At 39.4% G+C, this 13,664-nt stretch carries 15 protein-coding genes and 2 rRNA genes; 7 read left to right on the forward strand and 10 right to left on the reverse strand.

Going from position 1 to position 13,664, the window contains the following annotated elements:
• Positions 1–10: 10 nt before the first annotated feature.
• On the forward strand, positions 11–814 hold the full coding sequence (locus tag ACSLUH_RS18110) for a spermidine synthase (protein ID WP_448569631.1): 804 nt from the start codon (positions 11–13) through the stop codon (positions 812–814).
• Here ACSLUH_RS18110 and dtd read toward each other — a convergent pair.
• From dtd to ACSLUH_RS18125, 3 genes are read right to left on the reverse strand one after another with little or no spacing between them, the layout of a single operon-like run.
• Positions 773–1,210: a D-aminoacyl-tRNA deacylase gene (dtd, locus tag ACSLUH_RS18115; RefSeq protein WP_448569633.1), complete on the reverse strand. Its 438-nt coding sequence runs from the start codon at positions 1,208–1,210 to the stop codon at positions 773–775. The two genes, ACSLUH_RS18110 and dtd, sit on opposite strands and share 42 nt — an antisense overlap.
• Entirely contained in the window at positions 1,210–2,175 is a 966-nt protein-coding gene (gene pip / locus ACSLUH_RS18120) for a prolyl aminopeptidase (protein WP_448569635.1), read from the reverse strand. Before pip ends, dtd begins: the two co-directional genes overlap by 1 nt.
• A complete protein-coding gene (locus ACSLUH_RS18125) occupies positions 2,165–3,064 on the reverse strand; it encodes a virulence factor BrkB family protein (RefSeq protein WP_448569637.1) in 900 nt (299 codons plus the stop codon). The genes pip and ACSLUH_RS18125 overlap by 11 nt, the downstream gene beginning before the upstream one ends.
• Before the next feature lie 86 nt (positions 3,065–3,150).
• Here ACSLUH_RS18125 and ACSLUH_RS18130 point away from each other — a divergent pair, with 86 nt between their 5' ends.
• Entirely contained in the window at positions 3,151–3,375 is a 225-nt protein-coding gene (locus ACSLUH_RS18130; RefSeq protein ID WP_448569639.1) for a hypothetical protein, read from the forward strand.
• On the forward strand, positions 3,376–4,023 hold the full coding sequence (locus ACSLUH_RS18135; RefSeq protein WP_448569641.1) for a DUF2959 domain-containing protein: 648 nt from the start codon (positions 3,376–3,378) through the stop codon (positions 4,021–4,023).
• A gap of 168 nt (positions 4,024–4,191) precedes the next feature.
• Here the strand turns inward: ACSLUH_RS18135 and ACSLUH_RS18140 are convergent, their stop codons facing one another.
• The 3 genes from ACSLUH_RS18140 to typA all read right to left on the reverse strand — a co-directional run bounded on the left by ACSLUH_RS18140 (position 4,192) and on the right by typA (position 6,730).
• Complete coding sequence (locus tag ACSLUH_RS18140; RefSeq protein WP_448569642.1) at positions 4,192–4,359, reverse strand: hypothetical protein; 168 nt, start codon at positions 4,357–4,359, stop codon at positions 4,192–4,194.
• 29 nt (positions 4,360–4,388) lie between these two features.
• Positions 4,389–4,571 (reverse strand): hypothetical protein, encoded by a 183-nt coding sequence (locus ACSLUH_RS18145; RefSeq protein ID WP_448569644.1) that lies wholly within the window; start codon positions 4,569–4,571, stop codon positions 4,389–4,391.
• Between the two features lie 338 nt (positions 4,572–4,909).
• Positions 4,910–6,730, reverse strand: coding sequence for a translational GTPase TypA (gene typA, locus ACSLUH_RS18150; RefSeq protein WP_448569646.1), 1,821 nt, complete (start codon positions 6,728–6,730; stop codon positions 4,910–4,912).
• A gap of 297 nt (positions 6,731–7,027) precedes the next feature.
• Here typA and glnA point away from each other — a divergent pair, with 297 nt between their 5' ends.
• The 4 genes from glnA to glnG all read left to right on the forward strand — a co-directional run bounded on the left by glnA (position 7,028) and on the right by glnG (position 11,643).
• Entirely contained in the window at positions 7,028–8,434 is a 1,407-nt protein-coding gene (glnA, locus tag ACSLUH_RS18155; RefSeq protein ID WP_448569648.1) for a glutamate--ammonia ligase, read from the forward strand.
• A 110-nt stretch (positions 8,435–8,544) separates the two neighbouring features.
• A complete protein-coding gene (locus tag ACSLUH_RS18160) occupies positions 8,545–9,072 on the forward strand; it encodes a DUF4124 domain-containing protein (RefSeq protein WP_448569650.1) in 528 nt (175 codons plus the stop codon).
• 76 nt (positions 9,073–9,148) lie between these two features.
• Positions 9,149–10,240 carry a nitrogen regulation protein NR(II) gene (gene glnL / locus ACSLUH_RS18165; RefSeq protein ID WP_448569652.1) on the forward strand — a complete coding sequence of 364 codons (1,092 nt, stop codon included), beginning with the start codon at positions 9,149–9,151 and terminating at the stop codon, positions 10,238–10,240.
• A complete protein-coding gene (gene glnG, locus ACSLUH_RS18170; protein ID WP_448569654.1) occupies positions 10,237–11,643 on the forward strand; it encodes a nitrogen regulation protein NR(I) in 1,407 nt (468 codons plus the stop codon). Before glnL ends, glnG begins: the two co-directional genes overlap by 4 nt.
• A 224-nt stretch (positions 11,644–11,867) precedes the next feature.
• On the opposite strand, the gene ACSLUH_RS18175 is transcribed toward glnG, so the two are convergent.
• The 4 genes from ACSLUH_RS18175 to rrf (ACSLUH_RS18190) all read right to left on the reverse strand — a co-directional run.
• Positions 11,868–12,236 carry a MerC domain-containing protein gene (locus ACSLUH_RS18175; RefSeq protein WP_448569656.1) on the reverse strand — a complete coding sequence of 123 codons (369 nt, stop codon included), beginning with the start codon at positions 12,234–12,236 and terminating at the stop codon, positions 11,868–11,870.
• A gap of 69 nt (positions 12,237–12,305) precedes the next feature.
• Complete coding sequence (gene epmA, locus ACSLUH_RS18180; protein WP_448569658.1) at positions 12,306–13,268, reverse strand: elongation factor P--(R)-beta-lysine ligase; 963 nt, start codon at positions 13,266–13,268, stop codon at positions 12,306–12,308.
• 78 nt (positions 13,269–13,346) lie between these two features.
• Positions 13,347–13,461: ribosomal RNA gene (gene rrf, locus ACSLUH_RS18185) — 5S ribosomal RNA — on the reverse strand.
• A gap of 99 nt (positions 13,462–13,560) precedes the next feature.
• A 5S ribosomal RNA gene (rrf, locus tag ACSLUH_RS18190) occupies positions 13,561–13,664 on the reverse strand; the annotation flags it as partial.

Below are 13,664 nucleotides of genomic sequence, written 5' to 3' on the forward strand. Positions count from 1 at the left end.
AGTATATTAGATGAAATTAACAAAACATCTAGCCCAAGGAAAAATAATTTATTTATGTAACGATGATTGTTCTATAAAAGTCGTTGAGAATCAGCATTTTCGCTGGCTGATGTTTGACGATGTCGTTCAAAGTATGATGAATAAAAGGGTTCCTCACCAACTAGCATTACCTCACCACATAGCCTTGATGTTACCTTTTTTGTTTCTTGCTCCTCAAAAAATAGTGATATTTGGTCTCGGTGGTGGCGATATTCACCGTTTTATTAATAGAGTACAACCAGAGGCTGATATCACGAGTATTGAATTAAATAACACCGTCATTCAATGTTATCAGCGTTTTTTCCCCCATCATCCAGCTCACCATAACATTCATTGTTTACCTGCAGCTCAATGGTTAGAGCAACAAAGTTTATTAGATTATCATTGGGTTATCATTGATTTGTTTAATCAAAATTCAAGATTAGATCATTTTAATACGTTGTTCTTTAAAGCAATATCAAAGCTATCTAAAAACACAGTTCTCTCTATCAACATCCCGAAAAGCGATGAGAGCCAAATAAATGATTTATTAAAGAATCTAAAAGCGCATTCATTATCTGCCACTTACTTTACCATTCCTCACTATAAAAACCTGGTGTTGCATGTCACAAAAACCGATGGCTTAACATATCAACTCACTACCGACAGCACCCTGTTACCGCGTTATCTATTTAAGCGCTGGACAAAATTTTGGCATCAGGGGTGCAGTATCGCGCCAAACAGCCGCAACAGATTAAATCGTGAGCCTAAAGGTAACCGGGCCATCATTTGTTAAGCTCACTTTCATATCTGCACCAAATATGCCTGTTGGTACCGTAAACCCTTGCTCACGTAAGCATTGGCAAAAGTACTGATAAAGGTCTTTACTCATTTTAGGCTCAGCTGCTGTAGTGAAACTCGGTCGCATACCACTACTGGTGTCAGCTGCTAAGGTAAACTGAGAAACGACTAAAATATCACCGTTGGCTTGCGCGACATTTAAGTTCATTTTACCTGCTGAATCTTCAAACATGCGATAACCAGCAACTCGCTCTGCTAAACGTTTTGCTTTAGCGGTTGTATCTTCTGGTTCAACTGCCAGTAATACCAATATCCCCTTGTCTATCTCACCACAAATTTGGTGGTCAACGACGACATTGGCGTGAGTGACTCTTTGTAATAGTGCTATCATTATTCTTTTTCTGCTAAAAAATTCGCCATGGTGTCGGTCGCCTTGCACATGGCGTCAATAGTTTGCGTTTCAAATCCACTATGACCGGCCTGCGGTAATATTTGTAATCGAGCATTTTGCCATACATTTGCCAATTCAGCGGCGATTGCCAATTGGCATACCATATCATAGCGACCATGAATCAAAATTGCAGGAATATGACTAACCTTGCCAATATGATTAACGATATAATTCTCAGGTATAAAGCAATTATGATTAAAATAGTGGTTCGACAGTTGTGCCATGGCTAGCGCTTGATGCGTATCCTCTACTTGTGACATGCCAATATGATGATGCTCTATTGTTGATAGGCGCAGTTCCCATAAATACCACGCTTTACTTGCAGCGGCGATAGCAACCTCATTATCGCAACAAAATATTTTATGATAACCCTGGATAGGGTTTTCTTTATCACAATAGGCCAACGGTTCAATAAACTCTTGATAATATTCAGGGAAAAACCTTGCCGCGCCCGCTGAACTATATAGCCACTGATACTCTTTTTGAGTCGCGAGAAATGTGCCGCGTAAAATAAACGCTAAGACATTATCAGGATGTTTGATACCGTAACACAGGCCTAATGTGGTCCCCCAAGAACCTGCGACAATTAACCATTTAGCAATAGATAGGTGTTCTCGAATAGACTCTATATCTTCGACCAATTTTTCCGTGGTATTTTGGCTTAAGTTGATAAAAGGTTTTGAACGACCACAGCCCCGTTGATCGAAGATGATTATCCGATACTTTTGAGGATCAAAATAACGACGATGATTTTCGCTTGCACCGCCACCAGGGCCACCATGAATATAAAGAACAGGTATGCCATCTGGATTACCGCATTGCTCTAAATAAAGTTGGTTGTCATCGTCAGTTACTAGCCACTCACTATGATAGGCTTTTAAACGCGGATAAAGGCTACGCGACATGTTCTACCTCTTGACTTTCGGTATGCTCATCGTTTTTTTTTAAATCATGATTCTGATTAAATTCTTCTAATGATACCGTAAACAGTGCACCAAATAGTACCACAAGCCAAGATAAATAGACCCATAAAAATAATATTGGAATACTGGCTAAAGCCCCGTATATGGCTTTATAAGAAGGCAAATGAGTGACGTAAATAGCAAACCCTTTTTTGGCCAGCTCAAACAATATTGCAGCTAATATCGCGCCACCGATAGCATACTTAAACTTCACCACCTTATTCGGTACGATCATATAGAGGATTAAAAATGCTCCCATCGAGGCTACTAACGGTAAACTGCGAATTAAATAGTTTGATATGCCAAAAATATCATAATCACCGAGCGATACTAAAGATACAATATAAGATGTCGCGACTATGCTACTGCCTACCAAAACGGGACCTAACGTTAGGATCATCCAATACATAGAAAGCGCGGTGATCACCCGACGCTTACGGGTGATTTTCCAGATATTATTTAATGTTTTATCTATCGCTGATATCAGTAATAACGCGAACAAAAATAAAAAGGAAATAGCTATCGCCGACATTCTTGACGCATTGGCAACGAAGCCACTAATGTGCTCTTTGACGACATCCCCTGCGGCAGGAACGAAATTAGCGTAAACAAAGTTTTCGATCATTTCTTTAATTTCAGCAAATATCGGAAAGGCGGTCATTACCGATAGCATGACCACCATTAACGGTACTAGCGACATCAGGGTCACGTAAGATAAATACCCTGCACTAACATGAACTTGCTCTGTTTTTACCTTAGACACGAAAAAGCTCAGAAAAGACATGACGCGCTCTAAAATGGGTTTACTTTTAATAAATTTTTGCAATTTCATGTTAATTTCAACACATTAGTTATTAACTACAGTATATTATGATATTAATTAACACTGTAATACAAAAATCAATAAATGAGGTGATTATGTCAGGTCAAGGTTCAGGCGGTAACGTATTAGCCGCCATTTGCAGTTTTTTTATTCCAGGTTTAGGTCAACTTGTTCAAGGGAGAATTTTGGCGGCAATCTTCTTTTTTATCGCAATGGCAATTTCATGGGTATTAGTATGGGTTGCAATTGGTTGGCTACTGGTACCAATTGTTTACCTTTGGTGCATTATTGATGCGGCAAGATATAAAGGCGCGAATTAAATGACGATGCTCCAAAAAACAGTCGTTACCTTATTTGCCTTATGGTTGGCAGGGTGTTCGAGTGCATATTATGCGGCAATGGAAAAAGTTGGTGTTCATAAACGTGAAATATTAGTTGATCGCGTTGAAGAAGCGTCTGAGGCACAAGAAGAAGCCAAACAAGAATTTGTTAGCGCATTAGAGCAACTCTCTGAACTGATCGCTTTTGATGGAGGCGAGCTCGAGCAGCATTATCAGCTCAGTAAGTCACACTATGAAGCCAGTGAAAAAGCGGCAAATGATGTCTCTAATCGAATCGACGCCATAGAGGATGTAGCCCAAGCACTGTTCGATGAATGGCAAAGTGAAATTGAGCAATACGCAAGTGCAACCTTAAAACGTCAAAGTCAAAGTAAACTTCGTGAGACGCAGATAAATTATCAAACGGTCATTAAAGCGTTGCGTAAAGCTGAGAGTAAAATGCCCCCAGTTCTCACAGCATTAAAAGATAATATGCTTTTTCTAAAGCACAATTTGAATGCTCAAGCAATTGGGGCGATTAAAGGAGAGTATCACTCTATCAAGAGAGATATAGACGTTTTAATCAAAGAAATGAACAGCGCTATTAATCGCTCGCAATCGTTTATTGACACCCTTAAAGAGTCGTAAGACTTGTAATAAAAATCAATATGTGCGTAATTATTTAGCTAACGTTGCGCACAGTTGCGATGACGTTTTCCAGATTTGAGCGAGTAAAACACCATAACATTATCGTTAAAGTCAAGATATCTCTCTGAGTTACTTGTGATGACAAAAGCTTAAAAAGTACTTATCAATCTATAATTTAGTAAAGTTTACCGCTGTTTCAAAATGAGGGGATTCGTCGTGAAGGTGATTGATCACAGCGAGTAGCTCTGACAACTCTTTAATTTGCTCAGGTCCTGCACTTCCTTGTTCAAATAACTCGCTTAGCTGTCTAAGTTTTGCTAATTGTTCAGGTGACATCTTTATTCCTTTTAATGTTCAGGCGCTTTTTAGTTGAGCGCTACTTTTCGCACATTACGTTGACGGTTAACGCGTGGCGTTAAGTCTCGCCCATCATCAATATATTCTTGATATAATTGGCTCAATTCCTTTTGCTCGCCATTACTGGCTTTATTCGACATCATTTTTTCGAATAAATCATTTAAGCGCTTTACTTTCAATTGTTCCATCATCTACGCCCTATCGTTAAACACTATCACGCCTCGCACTAAACACAAGTGTCAGCACAACAAAGTCTAGCAATTGTCCTAAAAAGTGCTAGTTAATCAATGCAACTAAATATTGAAGGCTAAATCACCACAAACGAAAGGTGAAGTAAAAGCTTTTAAAAAACAATAGATTGAAGGGGTCTACTTAGAACACAGGTGAATATTAATTGTTTTTCACTGACAAATAGTTAAGACATGTCTTACAAAAAAATGTGGTAGATGGACTTATGCAATTTTAAATTGCATAAAAAAACCGTATTCGCTATACACGAATACGGCTTTACCTGTGCTTTTAATCAAGGTTATTTTTTAGCACTGCGGCTTTCACGTTTCCTATCAGACTCTTTTAACCATTTCTTACGAATACGAATATTCTCCGGCGTCACCTCAACAAGTTCATCGTCATCAATAAACTCTAAAGCTTGTTCCAGTGTCATCAGTACTGGTGGCGTTAACACTTGTGCTTCATCAGTTCCTGATGCACGAACGTTGGTTAACTGCTTGCCTTTAAGCGCATTTACCGTTAAATCGTTATCACGACTATGGATACCAATAACCATACCTTCATATACTTCAACGCCATGACCAATCATTAGGCGACCACGTTCTTGCAAGTTAAACAACGCATTGGTTAATGCTTTACCTGTAGCATTGGCGATCATGACACCATTTAAGCGCTGCCCAATCTCACCACCTTTATGAGGACCATATTGCAAGAAGGTGTGATAAATAAGGCCTGAGCCAGATGTCAATGTCATAAACTCGGTTTGAAAACCTATTAAGCCACGACTTGGCATAATAAAGTCCATACGAATACGTCCCTTACCATCTGGTGCCATGTCGGTAAGCTCGGCTTTTCTTAAACCCATTTTTTCCATGATTGAACCTTGATGTTGTTCTTCAACATCAATGGTTACCGTTTCATAAGGCTCTTCAATTTGACCATCAACTTCACGCATAATGACTTCTGGACGTGATACCGCTAATTCATAACCTTCACGGCGCATATTTTCGATTAAGATGCCTAAATGTAATTCACCACGACCTGATACTTTAAACTTATCAGGGTCATCAAGTTGCTCAACACGCAATGCTACGTTATGAACTAATTCTTTATCCAAACGATCTTTAATATTTCTTGATGTAACAAACTTACCTTCTTTACCTGCAAACGGAGAGGTGTTTACTTGAAAGGTCATGGTTACCGTTGGTTCATCAACAGAAAGCGGAGGTAGTGGAGCAACTTCACTAGGGCAGCAAATAGTGTCGGAAATCTTTAATTCACCTAACCCAGTAATGGCAATAATATCGCCAGCTTCAGCTTTATCAGTTTCATGACGTTCTAAACCTAGATAGCCAAACACTTTGCCAACTTTACCGTTGTGAATTTTTCCTGCCGCAGTCTGAACCGTTACTTGTTGGTTAGGTTTAACAGAACCACGAGTAATACGCCCGACACCGATAACACCAAGGTATGAGCTGTAGTCTAATTGAGAGATCTGCATTTGAAATGCACCATCAGGGTCTGCATCTGGCGCTGGCACTTGATCAACGATCGTTTGAAAAAGTGGTGTCATATCGGTTCCGACTTCGCCTTCTTCCAATGATGCCCAACCATTAATCGCTGAAGCGTAAACGACTTGGAAATCTAGCTGTTCATCAGTAGCACCTAAGTTATCAAATAAATCAAAAACTTGGTCCATTACCCATTCAGGACGAGCGCCTGGCTTATCGATCTTATTGATAACAACAATGGGCTTTAAACCTTGAGCAAAAGCTTTTTGCGTTACAAAACGCGTTTGAGGCATTGGACCTTCTTGTGCATCAACAATCAAAAGCACTGAATCAACCATTGACATAACGCGTTCAACTTCTCCACCAAAGTCAGCGTGACCAGGAGTGTCCACAATATTTACACGATATTCGTTCCAGTTAATCGCAGTGTTTTTTGCCAATATTGTAATACCACGTTCTTTTTCGATATCGTTAGAATCCATCACTCGTTCTTCGAGATCAGTTCTTGCATCAAGCGTACCTGATTGGGCTAACAATTTATCAACTAGGGTAGTTTTACCATGGTCAACGTGGGCAATAATGGCGATATTACGTAATTTATCTAACACGGGCTTTTGCTCATAGGGCTATAATTGGGCGCGAATTATACAGGAGTATGCTAAACAAATATAGTGACATTTTAGTGCTATGCTTGTTAGGCATTAGAGCAGAAATGCCCAAATTTTTGTCATTGAAGTATTTTTGCACCAAAATGATCCGCATATGTTTTATTTTGGTGCAAACTAATATCTTTGATGTTGTGCAAAGCCGCAGTTTACCGCGATTAAACTGTTGGCACAGTTTTAGCTAATAAGCGGGTAATACTTTATACCCGGTTTAAGATTTAACCCAAGTGGAGAGACATCATGTCACAAGCTGTATTAGATTTAATTAAAGAAAACGATGTAAAGTTCGTTGACTTACGTTTTACAGACTCTAAAGGTAAAGAACAACACGTTTCTTTGCCTCATCATCAAATCAATGAAGATTTTTTCGAAGAAGGAAAAATGTTCGACGGTTCATCTATTGCAGGTTGGAAAGGAATTAACGAATCAGATATGGTGTTAATGCCGGACGCATCTACCGCAGTGTTAGACCCATTTACAGAAGAAGTTACGCTAAACATCCGTTGTGATATTTTAGAGCCTTCAACGATGCAAGGCTATAGCCGCGATCCTCGCTCTGTGGCGCACAGAGCTGAAGAATATATGCGCTCTACTGGTATCGCTGATACTGTGTTATTTGGTCCAGAGCCAGAGTTCTTCTTATTTGATGATGTTCGTTTCCATACCGATATGAGCGGCTCTTTTTATAAAATCGATGATAAAGAAGCTAAATGGAACTCAGGTACAGAATATGAAGATGGTAATACCGGACACCGCCCTGGCGTAAAAGGCGGTTACTTTCCAGTAGCACCAGTTGATTCATCACAAGACTTACGTTCGGCAATGTGTTTGGTAATGGAAGAAATGGGCTTAGTTGTTGAAGCACATCATCACGAAGTTGCTACCGCAGGTCAAAACGAAATCGCTTGTCGCTTCAATACAATGGTTAAGAAAGCTGACGAAGTACAAATTTATAAATATGTAGTTCATAACGTCGCTCATGCTTATGGTAAAACTGCTACCTTCATGCCTAAGCCTCTAGTCGGCGATAATGGTACTGGTATGCACTGTCACCAATCTTTAGCAAAAGATGGCGTAAACTTATTCTCTGGCGATAAGTACGGCGGACTATCTGAAACTGCACTTTACTACATCGGTGGTATCATCAAGCATGCTAAAGCGTTAAATGCTTTTACCAATGCATCAACTAACTCATACAAGCGTTTAGTTCCAGGTTTTGAAGCACCAGTAATGTTAGCGTATTCTGCTCGTAACCGCAGTGCATCAATCCGAATTCCAATTGTACCTACGCCAAAAGCTACACGTATCGAAGTACGCTTCCCTGATCCAACAGCAAACCCTTACTTAGCTTTCTCAGCAATGCTAATGGCAGGCCTAGATGGTATCAAAAATAAGATCCACCCTGGCGACGCTATGGATAAAGACTTATATGACTTACCAGCGGAAGAAGCAATGGCAATTCCTCAAGTTGCCGCTTCACTTGAAGAAGCATTAAATGCACTTGAAGCAGATAAAGAGTTCTTGATGGCTGGCGGTGTTATGGATGCTGACATGATCGATGCATACATCGAAATAAAACGTGCTGAAGTTGAAAGGTTAAACATGACAACTCACCCTGTAGAGTTCGATATGTACTACAGCGTATAATGATTTAAGCGCTAATCTATTAAAAAAGCTCACTTTATGTGAGCTTTTTTGTGGCTAAAATAGTCTTTTTTAGATAGATTAGTACTACATCAAGTTTTAGGATCAGGTACTTGGCTAAATTCACCACATACATTTGCGCATTTTTAGTCACATTGTTCTGTGTAGACGCTTTAGCTGGCTCTACAAAGATCTATGTATGGCGCAACGCTGATGGTGTTCTAGTTTATTCAGATAGCCCTAAACCTGGCGCTGAAGAGGTTGAAGTAGCTGATCCTAATACGGCAAACTCATCCATAGATACCTCTGTCCTTGACATCAATCCGCAAGAAGTTGAAGAAACCTACGAAGTAGAAATAACTCAACCAGCGAATAACGATACGATACGAGATAATACCGGCTCAGTCTTTGTGTCCGGGCGTATTAAACCTATCTTCAAACGTGGTCTTTCAATTGTCTTACATCTTGACGGCCAACCCTACGAAAAACCTCAAACACATTCAATGTTCGTGCTGCGCAATGTTGATCGTGGTGAACATCAAATAAAAATGGATTTAATTGACGATAAAGGCAAGGTAATTGCATCGTCGGAGACAATCACATTTTATATGCACCGAGCATCAGTAAATAAAGCAAACTAAACAAAGTAGGTGATTTAAACACCGGTTCATACTACACTGTACTTTGCGGTGCACCATATTGGTGCAGAGAGGTTATATGACGAATTCAAATGCAACAGCCAGATTGAAACGCTTAGAATATCAACAAAAAATTCCAAGCCAGTTAGTCACAGCTGTCATTGTACTTGATCAACAGTTAACCATACAGTATGCCAACCCTGCAGCTGAAGCATTATTTGTTCGAAGCTTTAACAAGCTATACGCTCAGCCGTTGAATGACGTCATATTAAATTCCCCAATAAGAATAGAGCGCCTTCAACAGTTATTAACCTCTGGTCAGGAGTTTAGCGATAGCGATGTGGTGTTAGAGCTCTTTATCGATTATTTTATCACTGTTGAACTAACCGCTTCTTCAGTTGAATTTGATAGCAAACCGCATATATTAATAGAGCTAAAGCAAATTGATCAGCAAAAGCAAATAAGTACCGAAGCTTTTCAACATCAACAATGGGAATCAGCACGGGATCTTATTCGTGGCTTAGCGCATGAAATAAAAAACCCCTTAGGAGGTCTTAGAGGTGCAGCTCAGCTATTAAATAATGAACTAACCGAAGAGCAACAAGAATATACTGCACTCATCATCGAGCAAGCGGATCGCTTGAGAAATTTAGTTGACCGCCTTTTAGGCCCCAATCAATTGCCTAATATGTCCAAGCAAAATATTCATTTTGTTTTGGAAAAGATCTACCAACTTGTCAATCTAAATCATGATAACGATATTAATATCATACGAGATTACGACCCTTCAATTCCCAGTCTGATTTTTGATGAAGAAAAACTACAACAAGCCTTACTCAACATTGTAAACAATGCAGCGCAAGTGCTTGGCGGTTCTGGTCAAATTATTTTAAAAACTCGCGCTGCAAGCAATAAGACTATTAATGGTAAAAGAATAAAACTTTGTGCTCAAATTAGTGTTATAGACAACGGACCAGGCGTGCCAGATAACCTTAAAGATACGTTATTCTACCCAATGGTTTCTGGTCGCTCTAATGGCACAGGACTTGGTTTATCGATATCTCAAACCTTAATAAATCAACACAATGGCAAGCTCTATTGTTCTAGTGAACCGGGCCATACGGAGTTTACGATTTTATTACCGATTAATAATGACGAGAAAGCCTTATGAATACAGAACAAGTTTGGGTAGTAGACGATGATAGTTCGATCAGATGGGTATTGGAAAAAGCCCTTTCTAAAGCAAATATCTCATGTGCAACATTTGATAGTGCTGAAAACATGCTTATCGCATTAGAACATGAACAACCTGAGATCATTATATCGGATATTAGAATGCCTAACGTCGATGGCATGACATTATTATCGAGTATCAATCAACAGTACCCTCATATTCCCGTAATTATAATGACAGCGCATTCTGATCTAGACAGCGCTGTAAATGCCTACCAAGGCGGTGCATTTGAGTATTTACCGAAGCCATTTGATATTGATGAAGCGCTAGCGCTAACCAAAAGAGCGCTAACTCATGCTCGAGAAAACAGTGCTAAAGCAAAACAAAATTCAACCAAGGAATCTTCTGTTGGTATCATTGGCGAAGCTCCTGCAATGCAGGAAGTTTTTCGTGCGATTGGCAGATTATCACGCTCAAGTATCAGTGTTCTAATAAATGGAGAATCTGGTACGGGTAAAGAATTGGTTGCCCATGCACTTCATATGCATAGCCCTAGAGCAAAGGCCCCGTTTATACCATTGAATATGGCTGCTATTCCTAAAGACTTAATCGAATCTGAGTTATTTGGCCATGAGAAGGGAGCATTTACCGGCGCTAATTCCGTACGTCATGGTAGATTTGAACAAGCGCATAACGGTACACTTTTTCTTGATGAAATTGGTGATATGCCGCTTGATATCCAAACCAGATTGCTTCGAGTTCTAGCCGATGGTCAGTTTTATCGGGTTGGCGGACATTCACCGATCCAAGTTGACGTACGAATCATCGCTGCAACTCATCAAAACCTTGAAGATAGAGTAAAAGCAGGGGAATTTCGAGAAGACCTTTTTCATCGTCTTAATGTCATTCGTATTCATTTACCCAGTTTAAAAGAGCGTAAAGAAGATATAAAACAGCTCTCAGAGCACTTTCTTAAACTGGCAGCCAATGAATTAGCTGTTGAGCCAAAAACGTTGCACAAAAGCACCTTGAAATTCTTAGAACATTACCATTGGCCAGGTAATGTTAGGCAACTGGAAAATATTTGTCGCTTTCTTACCGTGATGGCCAGTGGTAAAGAAATTATTGTCGATGATTTGCCTGCAGAGCTTTCTTTATCAGAAGTTAAAGGTGAAACGCTAAAACACAATAATTGGCAGGAAAGTTTAAGGTTATCGGTGGTAGACCAATTGAGATCTGGTCATTCAAATATCTTAGAAAAGATGTTGCCAGAGTTTGAAAAAATCATGTTGCAAAGCGCGTTAAATTTTACTCAAGGTCATAAACAAGAAGCGGCGAAAAAGCTAGGATGGGGTAGAAATACGTTAACGAGAAAGCTTAAGGAACTCAATCTTAGTTAACTAAATAACCTCAGCTCTGTCTAAGGAGTGTATTTCTAACGCCTATTATAAATTACGTTTGCGTTATTCTGTCGTAAAACAGCTGGCTATTCCTACAACAACACCCTCGAATTAAGTAAAAAGTAGCGAGCTAGAAAGTCACAGTGAACTCAAAAGTTTAATTTTATTGTTTTCGTACTACTTCTTATACAAACCTAAGGTTAAATAAATAGCGTTAAAAGCATTTAGCTAACTTGGCAATCTCGGCTACTATTGGAGAGTTTAATATTGATAATATGTGAGCTGACAATCAATGCTGCACCAATAACTATCATAAATGGTTGGTAAGCTGCTGCAACATCGTGTTTTTCCCAATAGATCACAACCCCCAACAACAGTAAATAAAAAGGGTATGTCTTGTGATGGTAACGTTTAAAACCTGAATATAAGGCAATGCCACCTAAAACGGCAGTCAGTATTAAGAAAATATGTTCCCACGCATGGTCGGCTAAAAAGCTTATACCTAATAATGGTAATGCCGGTAACAATACAGGCAGCAATATGCAATGCAGTGCACATAGTGAAGTAGCTGTAATGCCTATACGATCTAACACGTTTATTACCAAAACCTATAATGAGAAGAAATGCGATATTATCACAATTGAGATATTATCACAAAAAGATTATGCACTCTCGATAGGAAAAGTTAGCACATCTGTAATAGAATTTACGTTAAGCGCTATCATTAAGCAACGATCTACCCCTAAAGCAACTCCCGCACATGGCGGCAAACCTTTTTGAAGTGCACTGATAAAACGTTTATCTATTGGCCGCTCTATCTTACCTATTGTTCTTCTTGCTTTATTATCACAATCAAATCGATAAAGCTGCTCTTCTGCATCAGTCAATTCATTAAAGCCATTAACCAATTCAATACCTTTATAATAACATTCGAATCGTTCAGCGACTCTTTGATCTTTAGTGGATAACTTGGCTAAACAGGCCTGTGATCTTGGGAAGTCATAGACAAAACATGGTTCGTCGTTAGCCAAAAAAGGTTCAATATGCTCTGTAAAAACAAACTGTAATAACGTATCAATATCGTCATTCTCCTCTAGCCAAGAATCCAATGGCCTATGTGTTGATAGATAGGATTTTAGTGTAACTACATCACAATCTAATGGGTCTATATTGACGTGTTTAAGGAAAGCGTGCTGATAAGTCATATATTTCGCTTTTGGAAACGTAAATACCTCAGTTAACAATCCTTCAACTTCTTTCATGAGTTGTAGATGATCGAAACCAACGCGATACCACTCTAGCATCGTAAATTCAGGGTTGTGAAAACGTCCAAAAGGCTCTTTCCTAAACGCCTTTCCTAAGTAATAAATAGAGCCATATCCGCTTGCCAACAATCTTTTTAGACCAAACTCTGGTGAAGTTTGCAAATACAGTTTTTCTGATTGTGTTACGTCATTATCTTCTAAGTATTCATAGTCACATTCAAACGCATCAAGATGAACATCGGTCACTGTACCTTGTGATAAGCAAGGCGTATCTACTTCGATAATATTGCGCGCATAGAAAAACTCGCGAATTGCTCTTAATAAATCTGCTCGCTGTTGAGCTAATTTCCACGTTAACACTGTTTTTCCCTTAAAAAGAAAATGAATAGTAATGTAAACGAAAAAAGCCTCTGTCGCTAGACAGAGGCTTCTATAGGGTTCTGGTGATGACCTACTCTCACATGGGAACTCCCACACTACCATCGGCGCGACTGCGTTTCACTTCTGAGTTCGGAATGGGATCAGGTGGTACCACAGTGCTATTGTCACCAGAAAAAACTGGTATGCCTTAATTTACTTAGTAATAGATTAAGGTATAAAAGCCTTTCGGCAAAAAGCCCGACACGTAAGTATCGGGCTTTTTTCAATAGGAGTCTAGCGATGACCTACTCTCACATGGGAACTCCCACACTACCATCGGCGCGACTGCGTTTCACTTCTGAGTTCGGAATGGGATCAGGTGGTACCACAGTGCTA

The organism is Thalassotalea ganghwensis, assembly GCF_053485795.1.

Excerpts from the sequence above, each read along its gene's own strand:
- ACSLUH_RS18110 (WP_448569631.1), top strand. The coding sequence starts at position 11 with ATGAAATTAACAAAACATCTAGCCCAAGGAAAAATAATTTATTTATGT.
- dtd (WP_448569633.1), bottom strand. The coding sequence starts at position 1,210 with ATGATAGCACTATTACAAAGAGTCACTCACGCCAATGTCGTCGTTGAC.
- pip (WP_448569635.1), bottom strand. The coding sequence starts at position 2,175 with ATGTCGCGTAGCCTTTATCCGCGTTTAAAAGCCTATCATAGTGAGTGG.
- ACSLUH_RS18125 (WP_448569637.1), bottom strand. The coding sequence starts at position 3,064 with ATGAAATTGCAAAAATTTATTAAAAGTAAACCCATTTTAGAGCGCGTC.
- ACSLUH_RS18130 (WP_448569639.1), top strand. The coding sequence starts at position 3,151 with ATGTCAGGTCAAGGTTCAGGCGGTAACGTATTAGCCGCCATTTGCAGT.
- ACSLUH_RS18135 (WP_448569641.1), top strand. The coding sequence starts at position 3,376 with ATGACGATGCTCCAAAAAACAGTCGTTACCTTATTTGCCTTATGGTTG.
- ACSLUH_RS18140 (WP_448569642.1), bottom strand. The coding sequence starts at position 4,359 with ATGTCACCTGAACAATTAGCAAAACTTAGACAGCTAAGCGAGTTATTT.
- ACSLUH_RS18145 (WP_448569644.1), bottom strand. The coding sequence starts at position 4,571 with ATGATGGAACAATTGAAAGTAAAGCGCTTAAATGATTTATTCGAAAAA.
- glnA (WP_448569648.1), top strand. The coding sequence starts at position 7,028 with ATGTCACAAGCTGTATTAGATTTAATTAAAGAAAACGATGTAAAGTTC.
- glnL (WP_448569652.1), top strand. The coding sequence starts at position 9,149 with ATGACGAATTCAAATGCAACAGCCAGATTGAAACGCTTAGAATATCAA.
- glnG (WP_448569654.1), top strand. The coding sequence starts at position 10,237 with ATGAATACAGAACAAGTTTGGGTAGTAGACGATGATAGTTCGATCAGA.